General features: G+C 68.4%; 8 protein-coding genes. 3 read left to right on the top strand and 5 right to left on the bottom strand.

The genetic code is table 11. The annotated features are described in order from the left end of the window. Window positions 1-294: 294 nt before the first annotated feature. The 3 genes from VD972_RS06065 to VD972_RS06055 all read right to left on the bottom strand — a co-directional run bounded on the left by VD972_RS06065 (window position 295) and on the right by VD972_RS06055 (window position 3987). Window positions 295-1743 carry a glycosyltransferase family A protein gene (locus tag VD972_RS06065; RefSeq protein ID WP_324982115.1) on the bottom strand — a complete coding sequence of 483 codons (1449 nt, stop codon included), beginning with the start codon at window positions 1741-1743 and terminating at the stop codon, window positions 295-297. Between the two features lie 88 nt (window positions 1744-1831). Beyond that, window positions 1832-2677: a glycosyltransferase family 2 protein gene (locus tag VD972_RS06060; protein WP_324982112.1), complete on the bottom strand. Its 846-nt coding sequence runs from the start codon at window positions 2675-2677 to the stop codon at window positions 1832-1834. Further along, window positions 2674-3987, bottom strand: a complete 1314-nt coding sequence (locus VD972_RS06055; protein ID WP_324982109.1) for an ABC transporter ATP-binding protein — start codon at window positions 3985-3987, stop codon at window positions 2674-2676. Before VD972_RS06055 ends, VD972_RS06060 begins: the two co-directional genes overlap by 4 nt. A gap of 217 nt (window positions 3988-4204) precedes the next feature. Between VD972_RS06055 and VD972_RS06050 the strand changes: the two genes are divergently transcribed. The 3 genes from VD972_RS06050 to VD972_RS06040 are packed head-to-tail and all read left to right on the top strand — an operon-like array spanning window position 4205 to window position 11606. Beyond that, window positions 4205-6802 carry a glycosyltransferase family 2 protein gene (locus tag VD972_RS06050; protein ID WP_324982107.1) on the top strand — a complete coding sequence of 866 codons (2598 nt, stop codon included), beginning with the start codon at window positions 4205-4207 and terminating at the stop codon, window positions 6800-6802. 21 nt (window positions 6803-6823) lie between these two features. Further along, window positions 6824-9175 (top strand): glycosyltransferase, encoded by a 2352-nt coding sequence (locus tag VD972_RS06045; RefSeq protein WP_324982104.1) that lies wholly within the window; start codon window positions 6824-6826, stop codon window positions 9173-9175. 7 nt (window positions 9176-9182) lie between these two features. Then, the gene (locus VD972_RS06040) at window positions 9183-11606 is read left to right on the top strand and encodes a hypothetical protein (RefSeq protein WP_324982102.1); all 2424 of its coding nucleotides are present in this window, start codon (window positions 9183-9185) and stop codon (window positions 11604-11606) included. Between the two features lie 16 nt (window positions 11607-11622). Here the strand turns inward: VD972_RS06040 and VD972_RS06035 are convergent, their stop codons facing one another. Together VD972_RS06035 and VD972_RS06030 are read right to left on the bottom strand one after the other, a co-directional pair. Further along, window positions 11623-14322 carry a glycosyltransferase gene (locus VD972_RS06035; RefSeq protein ID WP_324982099.1) on the bottom strand — a complete coding sequence of 900 codons (2700 nt, stop codon included), beginning with the start codon at window positions 14320-14322 and terminating at the stop codon, window positions 11623-11625. Between the two features lie 33 nt (window positions 14323-14355). After that, window positions 14356-14984: Wzt carbohydrate-binding domain-containing protein (locus VD972_RS06030; protein ID WP_324982096.1), on the bottom strand; the 629-nt coding region annotated here is incomplete at its 5' end.

The raw sequence follows: 14984 nt of genomic DNA, 5'->3' as shown, positions 1-14984 counted from the left end.
CCATACTTCCGCGCCAGCATGTTCTCCGAGGGAAGAAGTCCCTGCTCTGGCAGCAAGCCCAGTGCAATAACGCGCTCCAACTGCTGCTCGACGTGTGCGACGAGCCCCATCCGTTCCATATCCGCCACCCTCCTCGTTGCCTGTGTCCGGCAGCACATCAGCTCAGGCTGACATGAGCGGCGGTGCGGGGAGTAGCCCGTGCTGCACACCCGTTCGGCACTGGGAGCCATCGGCACGCCCTCCTGTGGGAATCCGGGGACGTGGCCTGGCGCTACCGTGCGCCTCGCCTCTGCTTCACTTCAGCCACCGGGCCGCCGTGGACCGCAAGGCGTGATGGACCCACGGTGCCCAGCGCCGCAAGCGGGAATTGAGCTCATCGAGCGCTCGGTGCCGCAGATCCTTCGCGCTCTGACCGGAGGCCCGGGCACGCATCACCGCCTGCTCCAGCGCCTCGAAAGTTCGCAGGAAGTGCAGAGCCCCAACGCCCCCTTCCAAGATCGGAGGTGCGGACTCGGACACCTGCTGCTCGCATGTAGCGAGACCGTTGAGGAACACGGGCTCGAAGATGGCCGCGAGTTGCAGCGGCAACGCGGCGACCTGCCCTGGCCTGGGGTCTGGCACGTGGAGGGGCATGCTCGCAAGCCGGTCGCGATCGATGACAAGCGCGTGGAGCAGCCATGGGTGCTCGCGGAGGTGGGCCAGTTCCAGATGATCACCGAGAGGGAACGGGATCTTCGTCTCGACGTAATCCTCATCGCCAGGCACGGCTCGGGCCATTCGGCGGAAGGCGCGTGAAACAGCCCAGGCCGCCTCTCCTTCTCGGAGCGCCTGGATGAGCTTCTCAAAATGCCCGGGATAGACGAGTCCCGACGCCTCGAAGAATGCCAGGTACTGGCCTCGGGCACGGCGGATCGCCTCGTCCATCAGCCCATCGGGCCGGCCTCTCACGTGCTGGAAACGGAAGCCCTCGATGCGCCGGTACGTCTCTAGCGTGCGCACTGCGTCGCCCGGGCCCGTCGCGACCGGCTCCGGCTCCACCAGGACGATCTCGAAGGGCCGGTAGCGCTGGCATGCGAGCGAGAACACAGCCTCATCGAGCAGATTTCGGTGCTCAGGCCCGCTCCAGAGCACGATGCTGAGCAGCCCCGGCTCTCGGTTCGCTGCGACGGGCTCAGAGGTGACTCGCACCAGGGCGTAGAGGAGCATGTCATCCACGGTCCCCGGTGCGAGCTGGGCCAGGAGCTGGCGGAGGGCCCGCTCCGCACCCACGGCAAGAGAGCCCCGCGGGGGAGGATCGGTATGTGCCTCGCGATGCACCACCCGCAGGCCGCACGCCGAGAGGCATCGCAGGAAGCCGACCTCGGAAGGTCCCTGGCGCGAGGGAGCACCCTCGATGAGGGTGGCGAGTAACGCGCCGGCCGCTCCAGCATTGTCGAAGCCGAGGAGGAGCTCGGCCTCCGGCGCCACCGCATGGACGGAGCGGAGACGGGCTTCGAGCCCCTCCCCTTGAACGCGCTCCATCAGGACGACATGGGTCGGCGCGAACCTCCGCAGCACCTCCAGCTCGGACGCTCCCCCTTCCCACACGGAGCAGCCAGCGGCAGACAGCGCCTGGGTCAGCCCCTGATCCTTGCCCACCACCCCCACCCGGCTGCCTGGCACCACGCGCCCAAGCACGAAGGAGCGCAGGCGTGTCCCCTCGCTCTCCGCTCCGCTCTTCGCCAAGTCGAGCGGGCTCACCATCGCGGCTCCGCGAACGTGACGCCAGGCATCAAGGAGCGCAGGCGCGTATCCATGTCCTGCGCTCCACCATCCGCTGAGTCGGGCATGCTCACCATCGCTGCTCCGCGAACATGAAGAGGTGCCGGAAGTCGGCGACACGCGCCATCGCGTCAGCAGGGCGCTCCACCGTGGGCAACGAGAACGGCTCACCGCCCAGCGCTTGGTACTCGCGCAGGCGCTCCTGGGCGAACACCGCGTCGCCGTACTTGGCTCCGAGCAGCGCGGCACTGCGGCGCACGCTCAGCTCCCGGCGCGCGGTAATCTCTCGATCCAGGGTGTAATGGTGCACGAGCGCCCGCGGGGCCACACGGACGGAGAAGCCCACGGCGCGCGCCCTCCACGAGAGATCCACGTCTTCGCAGTACATGAAGAAGCGCTCATCAAAGCCACCCACCTCGCTGTAGAGCTCCCGCGTGAGCAGCAGCACGCACCCGGAGCACCACGGTGTCTCATGCGTCCCCGGCTCGTAGGGCTTGGGGTGCTCATCGGGGAACAACCGCGCCTCGACGAGCCCCGTGCGTCCAGGCCGCTCTGCCTCCGCCACCAGCTCCGCGAGGCAGCGGGGGTGCAGCACTCCGTCCGGGTTCACACACAGGTAGTAACGTGTCGCGCGGGATGCGAAGGCTTCCTTCATCACGCGGTTGTGTGCTGCCCCGAAGCCGAGGTTTGCCCCGGAGTGTCGATAGTCCGCCCCTGGCGCGAGCCTTGCCAGCTCCGCGCGCAGTGCGTCCGTCGGTGAGTTGTCCCACCACACCACCCGAAGCGCCGGTGTCCCAGGAGTCTCCTGGTTCAGGCGCAGCGCAGCGCACAACCGCTCCAGCTCCTTCGGCGCATTCTGGTACAGGACGATACCCACCCAGAGCGCGGCCTCTTCCGCGCGTGCGCCCGCTGTCACGAGGCGACCCACCTGGGCATCAGTTCCAGCTGCGCCGTCCCCTCGCTCTCCACTCGCCAACGGTGCACGGGCCTCGCCACCCCCGAGTCCCCGATCGCCGAGCTCACCTGGAAGCGGCAGGCCTCCTTGTGCTCGTCATATACCGCTCCAGTCCCGGCTCGCGCTGCCACTTCAATGCTGTACTCCCCCGCAGTCAGCCCGATGCGCTCGATCACCAGCACCACCTTGCCCTGAAGCCCCAATGGCTTCGGCAGGTTCAGCCCTTCGGCCGCTGTGCTCGTCTGGTAGACCAGGACCCCGTCGGCTCGCTTGAGCACCACTGCCAGGTCCACCGCTTCCACGGGCTTCACCGCGCTGTAGCCCACGTGCAGCTCCAGCCCCGCCTCCGTGTCCACCTGACTGACGGCCTCGCCTCCTTCTCCCCTCAGGCTCACCTCCGTCAGCTTCAGCTCCCGCTCCACCACGGGCACCGCCGCTGCCACGGGCGCGGGCTCCAGCTCCGGCAACGCTCCTCCATCCGCAGCTATCGCCGCGGGCACCATCACCCGATCCTGCTGCTCCGCTAGCTCCACCGCTCGCCGGTACTCGCTCACCACCTCTCCCGGCGCTCCCAGCTTCCGGATCCTCCCGGCGTCTATCCACGCCGCCATGTCACACCACCTCTCCACCGTCCCCAAGTCGTGCGTCACCAGCACTATCGTCTTCCCCGCCCTCTTGAACTCCATCATCTTCCCCAAGCTCTTCTTGCTGAAGTGCTCGTCTCCCACCGCCAGTATCTCGTCCACTATCAGGATGTCTGGCTCCACGTGTGTCGCCACCGCGAACGCTAGCCTCATGTACATCCCGCTCGAGTACGTCCTCACTGGCTCATCTATGAACTCGCCCAGCTCGCTGAACGCGATGATCTCATCCATCCGCCCCTTGATCGCTGCTCGCGTCATCCCCAGGATGATTCCGTTGATGAGGATGTTCTCCCTCCCGGAAAAGTCCGGGTGGAACCCCGCTCCAAGGTCCAGCAGCGCTGAGACTCTTCCGTTCATCTCGATGCTCCCGGAGCTCGGCGCATAGATGCCCGTCATCAGCTTCAGCAGCGTGCTCTTTCCAGAGCCATTTCGCCCTATCACCCCCACCGTCCGACCTTGAGGGATGACCAGGTCGATTCCTCGCAGCGCCTCGATGTACGTCTTCGCAGGACGCTCTCGCTTGCCCGTCAGCCACTTCACCAGCTCCGTCTTCAGCGTCGTGTACTCTCGCCGGATCGTGCTCTTCTTGAAGTGCTTGACGACGTTGCGGATGACGATCGCGTCCATGGTTCCTGTCTGGCTCAAACCGGCGATATCCCTACACCAGACGGCCGCCTGGTCGCGAGCTTCGCGGTGAGTTCGGGCAGGCAGGCAAACCGGGGCCTCTCACCCCTTACCCCCCAGCGGACATCCAGCCTGGGCGGCGCTCTGAAGATCCGCAGCCCGGTCGGTACCCGACAGCACTGCTTTCCCCCGGATGACCGGATGGTATAGGAGGCCCCCCATGCGTGAGCTCTCCCAGCGCCCAGCGGCTGGCGCCGACTCCGGACCTCTGATGGAGGAAGACGGTGTCGAGCCAGCGCCGACTCCTGCCACCGGCCTCGGCACGGTCGCCGACCTCGCCGAGCGGGCAGGCGCTCAGTTCCTGCGGTTCGACGAGCTGCGCAGAGGCACCGCCACCGACACCGAAGGTGCTGACGCCGAGCGGACCCTCACCGAGTTGCTGCGGGAGCTGCGCCGCCGCGCCCCCAAAGGAGCCGCGTCCTTCATCCCGGGCCCACGCCCGCTCTCGCTCTACGCCGACATCCTGGGCGCGGTCACTCAGCGCTTCTCCTCGAGGGCCCTGCCCCGCTGGCGCCGGAAGGCGCAGCGGGCCCTGCTCCTGCTCCAGATCGAACTGCTGCGCCCGCAGTTCAACTTCAACAAGCAGCTCCTCGCGGCGCTCTCGGAGGTGGAGAGCTTCGGCGGGGGAGCCGGCCATGAGCAGGTCCAGAACCGGCTCCGCCAGACCCTCGAGCCGCTCACCCACCCCGCCGTCTGGCAGCACGAGTCCCACCGCACGGGCCCCGCCGCCAAGGCCGTAGGGTTGCTCAAGCGCTCGGGTGTCACCGTCCTGCTCCCCCTGCTGCGCCCGGCGCTCGAGCGCATGCGGACCTGGAACCGCCTCGCCCTCGAGGTGCTGCTGGCCGCCACGGGCGAGACCCTGCCCTCCAGGGCTCAGGCCGATGAGCTGGTGAGTCGCCTGGAGGCCGCGGCTGACCCCTGCCCGCCGGACATGGATCTCCCGGACCTGTGGAGGGACCTGCTCGTGCCTCAGCGGGACTTCACCCGCGAGGCCACCCGCTTCATGGCGCGTCACCTCGCGATCTGCCCTCCCATCTCGGAGGAGGAGTACCGCCAGTGGTGCGCCACCGTTGAGCCCCCGCGGATGAGCTCCACCGTCCGGGCCCTCCACCAGCTCCGGCAACGGCCCTCCTTCTCCGTGCTCGTGGCGGCACGCGAGGTGAACCCCGAGCACTGGCGGGAGTGCGTCGCCTCGCTGCTGAGCCAGATCTACGAGCCCTGGGAGCTGTGCATCGCGGGCCCCGAGCACGAGCTGGAAGCCCTGCGCGGCCACCTCCCACCCGAGTGGGCCAGGGATGGCCGCTTGAGCTTCACCCGCACCCTCGTCAGCGCCGCCCACGCAGGCGCCCTCAATGCGGCCGCCCGCTCCGCGCGGGGTGACGTCCTCGCATTCCTGGAGCCGGCCGACCGGCTCGCTCCCCATGCCCTGGCGGAGATGGCGCTCACCCTCGCCTCTCACCCTCATGCCGGCATGGCGTACTCGGACGAGGACCGGTTGCAGGGCACGGGCCTCCGCCGCCTCCCCTTCTTCAAGCCGGACTGGAGCCGGGACATGCAGCGCGCGTGTGACTACGCCACGCGACTGCTCGTCATGCGCCGCGAGAAGTTCACGCAGCTCGACGGCGTGCGCGAGGGCTTCGACGGCGCCGAGCTGTTCGATCTCGTCCTGCGCGCCTCGGAGGCCTCCACGCCGGTGGCGCACGTGCCCGCCGTCCTCTACCACCGCCGGGAGACGGCGCGGGCCTTCCACTTCGTCAACGCGGCAGCCCATGTCGCCCTGTCCCAGCACCTGCAGCGCTGCGGTGAGGAGGCCGAGGTCAGCGTCACCCGCAGCGGCCTGCTGCGCGTCCGCCACGCGGTGAAGGGCACTCCGCGCGTCTCCATCATCGTCCCCTTCAAGGACAAGCCGGAGCTGCTCAAGCAGCTCTGGAGGACGTTCCGCGCCCACACGGGGTGGGAGGACTGGCAGCTCATCCTCGTCTCCAACAACTCGGTGGACCCGAGGACCCACGCGCTGCTGGCGGAGCTGGACGACCCGCGCATCCTCAAGCTCACCTGGGACCATCCCTTCAACTACTCCGCCCTCAACAACTTCGCTGCCCGCCATGCCACAGGCGAGCTGCTGCTCCTGCTCAACAACGACATCGAGCTGGTAGAGGACGGCTGGCTGGAGGAGCTGATCGCCCAGGCCCAGCGGCCAGAGGTGGGCGTGGTGGGTCCGCTGCTGCTGTTCCCCAATGGGACCATCCAGCACGCGGGCGTCATCCTGGGGCCCGGCGGCTTCGCCACCCATGCCTTCTGGAAGGGCCGCCCGGATGACGCGTGGACGCCGTTCGGCCGCCCGGACTGCCCCCGCGACTACCTGGCCGTCACCGGCGCCTGCATGATGATGCGCCGCGAGCTCTTCGAGCAGGTGGGCGGCTTCGACGAGCGCATGGTGGTGTCCGGCAGCGACGTGGAGCTGGCCCTGCGGATCATCGCACGAGGCCTGCGGTGCGTGTACACACCCCACACGCACCTGGTGCACCACGAGTCCGCCACGCGGAGAGGCCATTACATCCCGGATCGGGACGCGTGGCTCTCCTACAGCGCCTTCCGCCCGTGGACCCGCCGCGGCGATCCCTTCTACAACCCGAACCTCACCTTCACCACCATGGACGTCTCGCTGCGCACGGACGATCGCAGCGCGGAGTCCCTGGCCGTACAGATGCTCGCCTGGGAGCTGCCAGGAACACTGACCCTGCTCGGGCCCGGCTGAACCAGAAGAGGTGCAGAGGACATGAGCCCAGACAGTCCCTTGGTGACCGTCATCATCCCCGTGAAGAACGGGAGCCCCCTGTTGCGCGACTGTCTCGCCGCCGTCTTCCAGCAGAAGACGGACTTCCCGTTCGAGGTGCTCTGCGTCGACAGCGGCTCCCAGGACGACTCGCTGGAGATCATCCGCTCGTTCCCGGCACGGCTGATGGAGATCGATCCGGCCACCTTCGGGCACGGCCGGACGCGCAACCTGGCCATCGAGCACAGCCCCACCCCCTTCGTCGCGCTCCTCACTCAGGACGCGGTGCCGGCGGATCGCGCGTGGCTGCGCGAGCTGATCGCCCCCATGCGAGACAACGAGCGGGTGGCCGGTGTGTTCGGCCGCCACGTGCCGCACCCGGGCTGCATCCCGGCCGAGGCCTACATGCTGGAGCGGCACTTCGCGCACTTCGGCGCGGACACCACGCTCTTCCGCATCCAGCCCGGGCCGGAGGGCTGGGCTGACTACGACGCGAACCGGCCCTTCTACCGCTTCTTCTCCGACAACAACGCCGCGCTCCGCCGCTCGGTCTGGACCCGCATCCCCTACCGGGACGTGGAGTTCATGGAGGATCAGCTGTGGGCGTCGGACATCCTGGAGGCGGGCTACATCAAGGCCTACGCGCCCCGCTCCGTGGTGCGCCACAGTCACAACTACTCGCCCTGGGTCCAGGCGCGCCGCACCTTCGACGAGGCCCGCTACCACCGCGAGTACTTCGATCTGAAGGACATGCCGGGCATCCGCCGGCTGCTGCGCGAGCGCCTGCTCCAGGCGAAGCAGGACATCCAGCGGCTGATGGCCGATCCCCAGGAGCAAGGAAAGCTCTCCAAGGCGGCGGTGTCAGCCGGCCGCAACATGGGCCAGGCGCTGGCGTGGTTCCTCGGGGATCGGCACGAGCTGCTGCCCCAGGCGGTGGTCCGCCGCCTCTCCCTGCACCACCAGCTCAAGGGTGACGCGGACGCGCGCTCGGGCCACACCGGGCTGCTCGAGGACGTGCGGGGGACGGTGAAGCGCTCGCTGGCCAGGCACGGCAAGATCGACACGGCCAGCGAGCTCGTCCACAAGGCCGCTCATCACTGGAAGCAGTACCGCAGCGAGGGTGCCTCCCGCACCCTGCTCACCGTGCGGCGCGCCCTGCAGGGCCCTCGCAAGAAGCCTGGGGACTGGTGGCAGGATGATCCCTACCGGCTCCTCTCCCAGCCGCCCAAGGCCCGCGCCGTGGTCCCCCCGCCGAGCCCTCGGAAGCTGGATCCGGATCACCTCCTCATCAACTGGGTGATCCCGCCGTTCAGCCGTGGCGGCGGTGGCCACATGACAATCTTCCGCACCATCCACTTCCTGGAGCGCCTGGGCCACCGCTGCCGCGTCTACCTGACGAACAGCGAGATCCTGCCGCCCGAGCCCATGCGGCTCCAGGCGATGGTCCACGAGTGGTTCCTGCCGATCCAGGCCCCCGTGCGGCACCTGGGGGATGACGAGGAGATGGAGCCAGCGGACATCGTCATGGCCACGGCGTGGCACACCGCCTACCGGGTGCGGGCCAGCCACTGCGCGCCGGTGAAGGCGTACTTCATCCAGGACTACGAGCCGGCGTTCTTCGCGGTGGGCGCCGAGTGGCAGCTGGCCGAGGACACCTACCACTTCGGCTTCTACGGGCTCACGGCGGGCCCATGGCTCGAGTCGCTCATGCGCACGAAGTACGGCATGCACGCCCGGAGCTTCCCGCTCGCCGTGGACCATGACGTGTACTACCCGGATCCGGTGCTCCGCGGCGGCAACCGCAAGGTGTTCGCGTACATGCGTCCGAACACGACGCGCCGGGGCTTCGAGATCGTCGGGCTGGCGCTGAAGCAGGTGAAGGAGCGGTTCCCCGAGGTGGAGATCCACATCGCCGGGGCGCCGATTCCGCCCTCTGTGCTGCCCTTCCCCTTCGTGGGCCACGGGGTGCTGGACTTCGACGGGCTGCGGCGGGTGTTCTCCAGCAGCGACGTGGCGGTGTGCCTCTCGTTCACCAACTACAGCCTGCTGCCCCAGGAGCTCGCCGCCTGTGGCTGCCCGGTGGTGGACATCGACGTGGAGAGCACCCGCGCGGCGTACCCGGAGGGCGCGGTGGTGCTGGCGCCACCGACGGCGGCGGGGGTGGCACAGGCCGTGTCCCGGCTGCTCGAGGACGAGACGCTCCGCCAGCGGCAGATCGCCGCGGGCTTCCAGTACGTGCGCAGCCTCTCCTGGGAGCAGTCGGCGGTGCAGGCCGCGAGCGCCCTGCGGGAGTTCGCGCTGTTCGGCACTGGCAAGGCCGCCCACCCGGCTCCCCTGCTCGGAGTCGTGAGGTAGCGTCTCCATGGCAGAGACACGGTCAACGGCGGCGAAGGTGGGCGCGGTGGCCGTGGGGGCGCTGTTGGCGTTCTATGGGTTGCTCATCGTCGCCCCCTGGCACTTCACGTTTCCCAGCGCCGGTCTCGACTACTCGTGGACCATGGTCATCGACCGGGGCTATGCGACCGGGGCGCAGTGGGGCCAGGATCTGGTCTTCACGTTTGGTCCCTATGGGTTTGCCTATACCTACCTGTTCAGTGAGCAGACCTTCACGGCCTCGCTCCTCATCAACCTGCTCCGGGCCGGAGCCCTCTTCTATGCGCTCGGGTGCCTGCTGCGCCCCCTCGGCCTCACGGCGATTCCCCTCGCGCTGATTCTCGTCGTCCCCTTTGAGAGCAACGGACGGAATGACTTCGGCTTCTTCTTCCTGCCCCTGCTGATTGCCCTCTGTCACTTCCGGCGGCCGACGCCGGTCTCCACGCGCCACCTCGCCGTCCTGTCGATCATCGTCGGCTTCGGTGCCCTGGTGAAGCTCACCTTCGCGGTCGCCGGCTTCCTGTTCCTGGGGCTTGTCGATGCCGATCGCATGCGCCACAGGCGGGCTCCCATCCACACACCGCTCCTGCTGATCACCTTCCTGGTCCTCTATGTCGCGGCGGGCCAGCAGCTCAGCCACCTCCCCGCCTATCTCGGGCTCTCCCAGCAGATCATCTCCGGCTACACCGACGCGATGTCCCTCTGGGGCAGCGCGCGGGAGCTCACGGTGTTCCTGGTCCTCAGCGCCGCCGTCTTCGGTGCCGTGCTCTGGGAGGAGCTGAAGGTCTCGACGGACAGGGTAGGGAGCCTCCTGCTGCTGCTCGTGCTCTCCCTCTTCTGGTTCCTCTGCTTCAAGGCCGGGTTCGTGCGGCATGACATGCACACGCTGACGTCCTGGGCGGCGCTCGCGGGCGGTGCCATCGCTTATGGAGCGATGGCATGGCATCGAGCGAAGTCCCAGGATCCAGCCGCACGTCGCCTCCCCGCCGTGATCCTGCTCACCGCGGCCATCATCTCTTCCACGGCCCTGGCGCTGCTCTGGCATGGCTGGGATCGAACGCAGCTCCTGGGTCAGCTCCGTCGCAGCTACTGGGACATCCCGGTGGCCTCCCTGGGCACCCTGGGCAGGGCGTTGGCAGCGCCAGGTGCGTGGTATCGCGGAATGGTCGAGGTGCAGACCCAAGCGCTCCAGCAGCTGGCGTCGCAGCCCGGCATGAAGGAGCTGGAAGGACTGGATGGCTCGATCGACACCGTCCCTTCCATTCAGGGCTCGCTCATCGCCAAGGGCCTGGACTATCGCCCGCGCCCGGTCTTCCAGGAGTACTCCGTCTACACGCCCGCCCTGATTGCGGCCAATGCCGCCTATCTCTCCGGACCGAAGGCACCGGACTATCTCCTGTTCGCCCTGGACACCCTGGATGGGCGGCACCCCGCCGCAACCGAGGGCGCCCAGTGGCCCCTGATCCTGGAGCGGTACGAGCCTCTCCGGCTCACACAGAACGGCATCCTCATGCGGCGTCGGAGCGAGGGCCTGACGGAGCGAGTCCTCGACCCCAGCGGGGCCACGGCCACGAGCCTCCAGTTCGGCGCCGAGCTGGCCCTCCCCAAGGGACACGAGGGCACGTTCCTCAAGGTCCGGGTCCGCAAGAGCCTGGCGGGCAAGCTCAGCAACCTGCTCTTGAAGTCTCCGCAGCTCTTCCTCGTGAGCCGCCTTGTGGATGGGACGGAGCGGCGGCACCGGCTCATCCCGGACATGGCCGTGGAAGGCTTCATGATCTCCCCGTACGTCGACAGCGAGCTCGCCCTGGCGGCGGTGGTGGCCGGCGTTCCAGAAGCCCTCGCCTACAGCAAGGTCGTGTCCCTCCGGGTGGAGCCAGAGAAGCGCGGCCGGTTTGCCTACGACGACCGGATCGACGTCGAGCTGATCCCCATGCGCCTGCGCCACTTGCGTCCACAGGACCCTTCGTCGCCGTTCGCGAGCCCCCTCCTCCTGCGCGGCGCCGCCTCCAAGAATGCCCTCGTGGCGCTCCTCGCGTCAGCGGGCCCGGGAAGCGTGGACACCCGGATGGACTCGGATGTGCTCTTCTCCCATGCACCGAGCACCCTGTCGCTGGCAGTCGGCCCGGCCCAGCGCATCCAGGTCAAGTTCGGGCTGCGCGAGGGCTCCTGGCAGGACGGCGGCGCGACAGATGGGGTGTGCTTCCGGATCAGCTCCGAGGCCCCGCCGGGCACGCAAGCCCTCCTCTGGGAGCGCTGCCTGGATCCGGCCGCCAACCCGGCGGATCAGCAGGAGCAGGCTGAGAACCTGGACGTCCAGCTGACCCACGGTGGCCGCCTGATCCTGGAGACGGCCTGCCGCTCCCACTGCTCCTGGGACTGGTCCTATTGGAGCGCGGTGGAGATCGATCCCTGAGTGACGCCGCGCGGCCTCACAACCTCAGAGAGAAGTCCTCGCGCTTCAGCGTGAGGTGGGGGTTGTAGTACGGGTCTCCGCCGCGCAGGACCCGCGCCCAGCGCTCTCGCATGAGCATGTCATCCTCGGGCGGGTGCAGCGTCCCCCGGGTGGCGGACTCGAAGTGGTAGAGCCGGGCGTAGGGCGTGTAGACGATGAGGTAGCCCCGCTCGCGCATCCGCAGGCACAAGTCCACGTCGTTGAAGGCCACGCGCAGCTGCTCGTCGAAGCCCCCCAGCTCTTCGAAGACGCCGCGGCGCACCATCATGCAGGCCCCCGTCACCGCGCTGTAGTTGCGGATGACATCGGCCTGGTGGATGTAGCTGGGCTGCCCCTCCTTGTGCAGCTTGAAGGCATGGCCGGCCACCCCGCCGATCCCCATCACCACGCCCGCGTGCTGCACGGTGTTGTCGGGGAAGAGCAGCCGGGCTCCCACGGCGCCGACCTCGGGCCGCTGGGCGTGCTCGAGCATGGCCTCCAGCCAGTCCGCCGTGAGCACCTGCACGTCGTTGTTGAGGAACAGCAGGTACTCGCCCGTGGCCTGGGCCGCCGCGGCATTGTTGATGGCCGCCCAGTTGAAGGGCTGCTTGTCCGTCAGCACCCGATGGGGAGGCGAGAGCTCGGCGAGGTACCGGAACGTCGCCGGCTCCGAGCTGTTGTTGTCCACCACCAGCAGCTCATAGTGAGGGTAGGAGCTCTTGGTGCGGATGCTGTCGATGCACTGCTTGAGCAGCTCCACCTTGTCCTTCGTCGGAATGATGATGGAGATGCGCGGCTGCGCCCGGAGCTTGTAGCGCACGGCATAGAAGCCGCGCGGATCCACGACGACGAAGCCCTCACGCCCGCGCCGCTCCAGCGCCTCCTCCAGGGCCTTGCGTGCCGCATCGATCGTGTACGGCTTGGCGGCGACCGAGACCGAGGTGGACTGGGGGAGGTTGCGCCAGTGGTAGAGCACCCGAGGGAGGTGCGCGATGCGCTGGGTCCGCTCCGTCAGTCGCAGCAGCAGGTCGTGATCCTGGCTGCCATCTAACAGGGACCGGAACCCCCCTACCTCGTCGAGCAGGCGCTTGCGCACCACGGTCAGGTGGCAGATGTAGTTCATCGACAGGAGCAGATCCGGTGACCAGTCCGGCTTGAAGAAGGGGGTCTCCCGGCGGCCCTCGAGATCCAGCTTGTCCTCGTCGCTGTAGAGCAGGTCGAGGTCCGACTCCGCGTTGAGGCGCCGCACCACCTGATACAGCGCCTCCGGGGCAAGCTCGTCATCGTGATCGAGCAGGGCGACGAACTCGCCCTCCGCCAGCTGTAGGCCGGCGTTGGAGGCAGCGGAGATGCCCCCGTTCTTCTGGCGGATCGTCTTGATGCGAGGATCCTTCTCCGCGTACTCGCGAAGCAGCGGGGGAATGTGCGGCTTCTTGGAGCCGTCATCCACGAGACACAGCTGCCACTTCGGGTAGACCTGCCGCAGGACCGAGTCGATGGCCTTGCGCAGCCACACCTCGTCCACATCGTAGACAGGGGTGACGATGCTGATCAGCGGCTGGTAATCCAGGCCGGCCACCTCCAGGCGCATCCGCTCCAGGTCCGCGGGAGTGGGGGTGTTGAGCTCCACCCAGCGGGCATACTGGGCCTGGCGATCCACGGTGGGCGCGGCCTCAGGGGACTGAGAGGAGGCCGCTGGGGCCTCGGGCGCAGCGCCGTTACCCGGGCTCCTCCCCACGGCGCTCTTCAGCAGTCGCTTGCCCTTCTGGTAGAGGTGACCCCGCAGGGTGTCGGGGGGCAGGATGCTCTCGCGCAGCGCCCAGTAGCGGTTGACCAGCCTCCAGCCCATGCTCGTGGAGATCGTCTCGAGCGAGCCCCGCAGCTGCGCCACCAGCGCCTCCTTGCGTGCCAGCTCCGCCGTCTTCAGATCCAGCGCCTCACCGAGCCGCTGGATGTCCGCGCGCGCCTGACGCAGCTCCGCCTCCGGCGTGCGGCCCAGCGCATGGCCCGCCTGCGGCTTGCGTGCCACGGACAGCCTGGAGCCGAGCTCGATGAGGAGGGACTTGAGGACCGTCGCCTCGGTGCCCCGCGTCTCGAGCAGCGTCTCGAGTCCCTCGGGCACCGACTCCCCCACGGCCAGCACGCCCAGGCCCTGTCCCTGATCGAGCTCGAAGCGGGGGAAGCGCGTGGCCAGCTCGCCCCACAGCTCTCGCGTCCCGGGCCTGTCTGCTCGGACCTGGGTGCCCTCCAGAAGAACGACGGCCGAGCGGCTCAGCCGGTGCCTCCAGGCCTCGAACTCCCGACGCGCTGCCTCGATCGAAGCAGCGCCGCGAAGGAGAAGCAGATCCACCGAGCCTTCCGCGAGCTGAGGCCCGGCCTCACCGCTCGCGCCCGTCCAGAGCCGGGAGAAGCGGCCATAGAGGGGATCATGGTGGGCCCGCAGCGTCACCAGCTCCGGGCTCTCTTCGCTCTCCCAGGCTCCCAGGGCATGGCAGCTCGCCTCGAGCTTCAGCTCATCCACCGCCTGGCACAGGGCACAATACGACACACCCTCCCGCGTCCCCACCTCCACGAGGGTCCGCGGACGGAGGAGATCCACCAGGAGCATGAGGAGCGGGAGGTGCTCGGTGGAGACCGCTGAAGCGCCAGGAAGACGAGGTGCCGAGAGGCAGAGGGGATGAGCCAGCAGGTTGAACATGGAAGATGGGATCCGCGAGAGGACAGGCCCCTATCACGAGCTGCCCCACCTCGGCAGCAGTTCCAGCTTCGCCGTCCCCTCACTCTCCACTCGCCAACGGTGCACGGGCCTCGCCACTCCCGAGTCCCCGATCGCCGAGCTCACCTGGAAGCGGCATGCCTCCTTGCGCTCGTCATGAAGCGCGCCGTTGCCCGCCCGCACCGTCACCTCGAAGGCGTACTCCCCCGCTGTCAGGCCCAGCCGCTCGATCACCAGCACCAGCGTGCCCTGCGGCCCCAGTAAGCCTGGCAGATTCACTCCTTCACCCTTTGTGCTCGTCTGGTACACGAGCAGTCCGTCGGCTCGCTTGAGCGCCACTGCCAGATCCACCGCTTCCACGGGCTTCACCGCGCTGTAGCCCACGTGCAGCTCCAGCCCCGCCTCCGTGTCCACCTGGCTAATGGCCTCGCCTCCTCTCCCCCTCAGGCTCACCTCCATCAGCTTCAGCTCCCGCTCCACCCCTGGCACCGCCGCTGCCGCGGGGGCGGGCGCTGGCGCGGGCTCCAGCTCCGGCAGCGCTCCTCCATCCGCAGCTATCGCCGCGGGCACCATCACCCGATCCTGCTGCTCCGCTAGCTCCACCGCTCGCCGGTACTCGCTCACCACCTCTCCCGGCGCTCCCA

The organism is Hyalangium sp. (assembly GCF_035629615.1).
Classification (GTDB): Bacteria; Myxococcota; Myxococcia; order Myxococcales; family Myxococcaceae; genus Hyalangium.
Note: the sequence above shows the minus strand (reverse complement) of the source record. Positions and strands in the feature narration are given on the sequence as shown.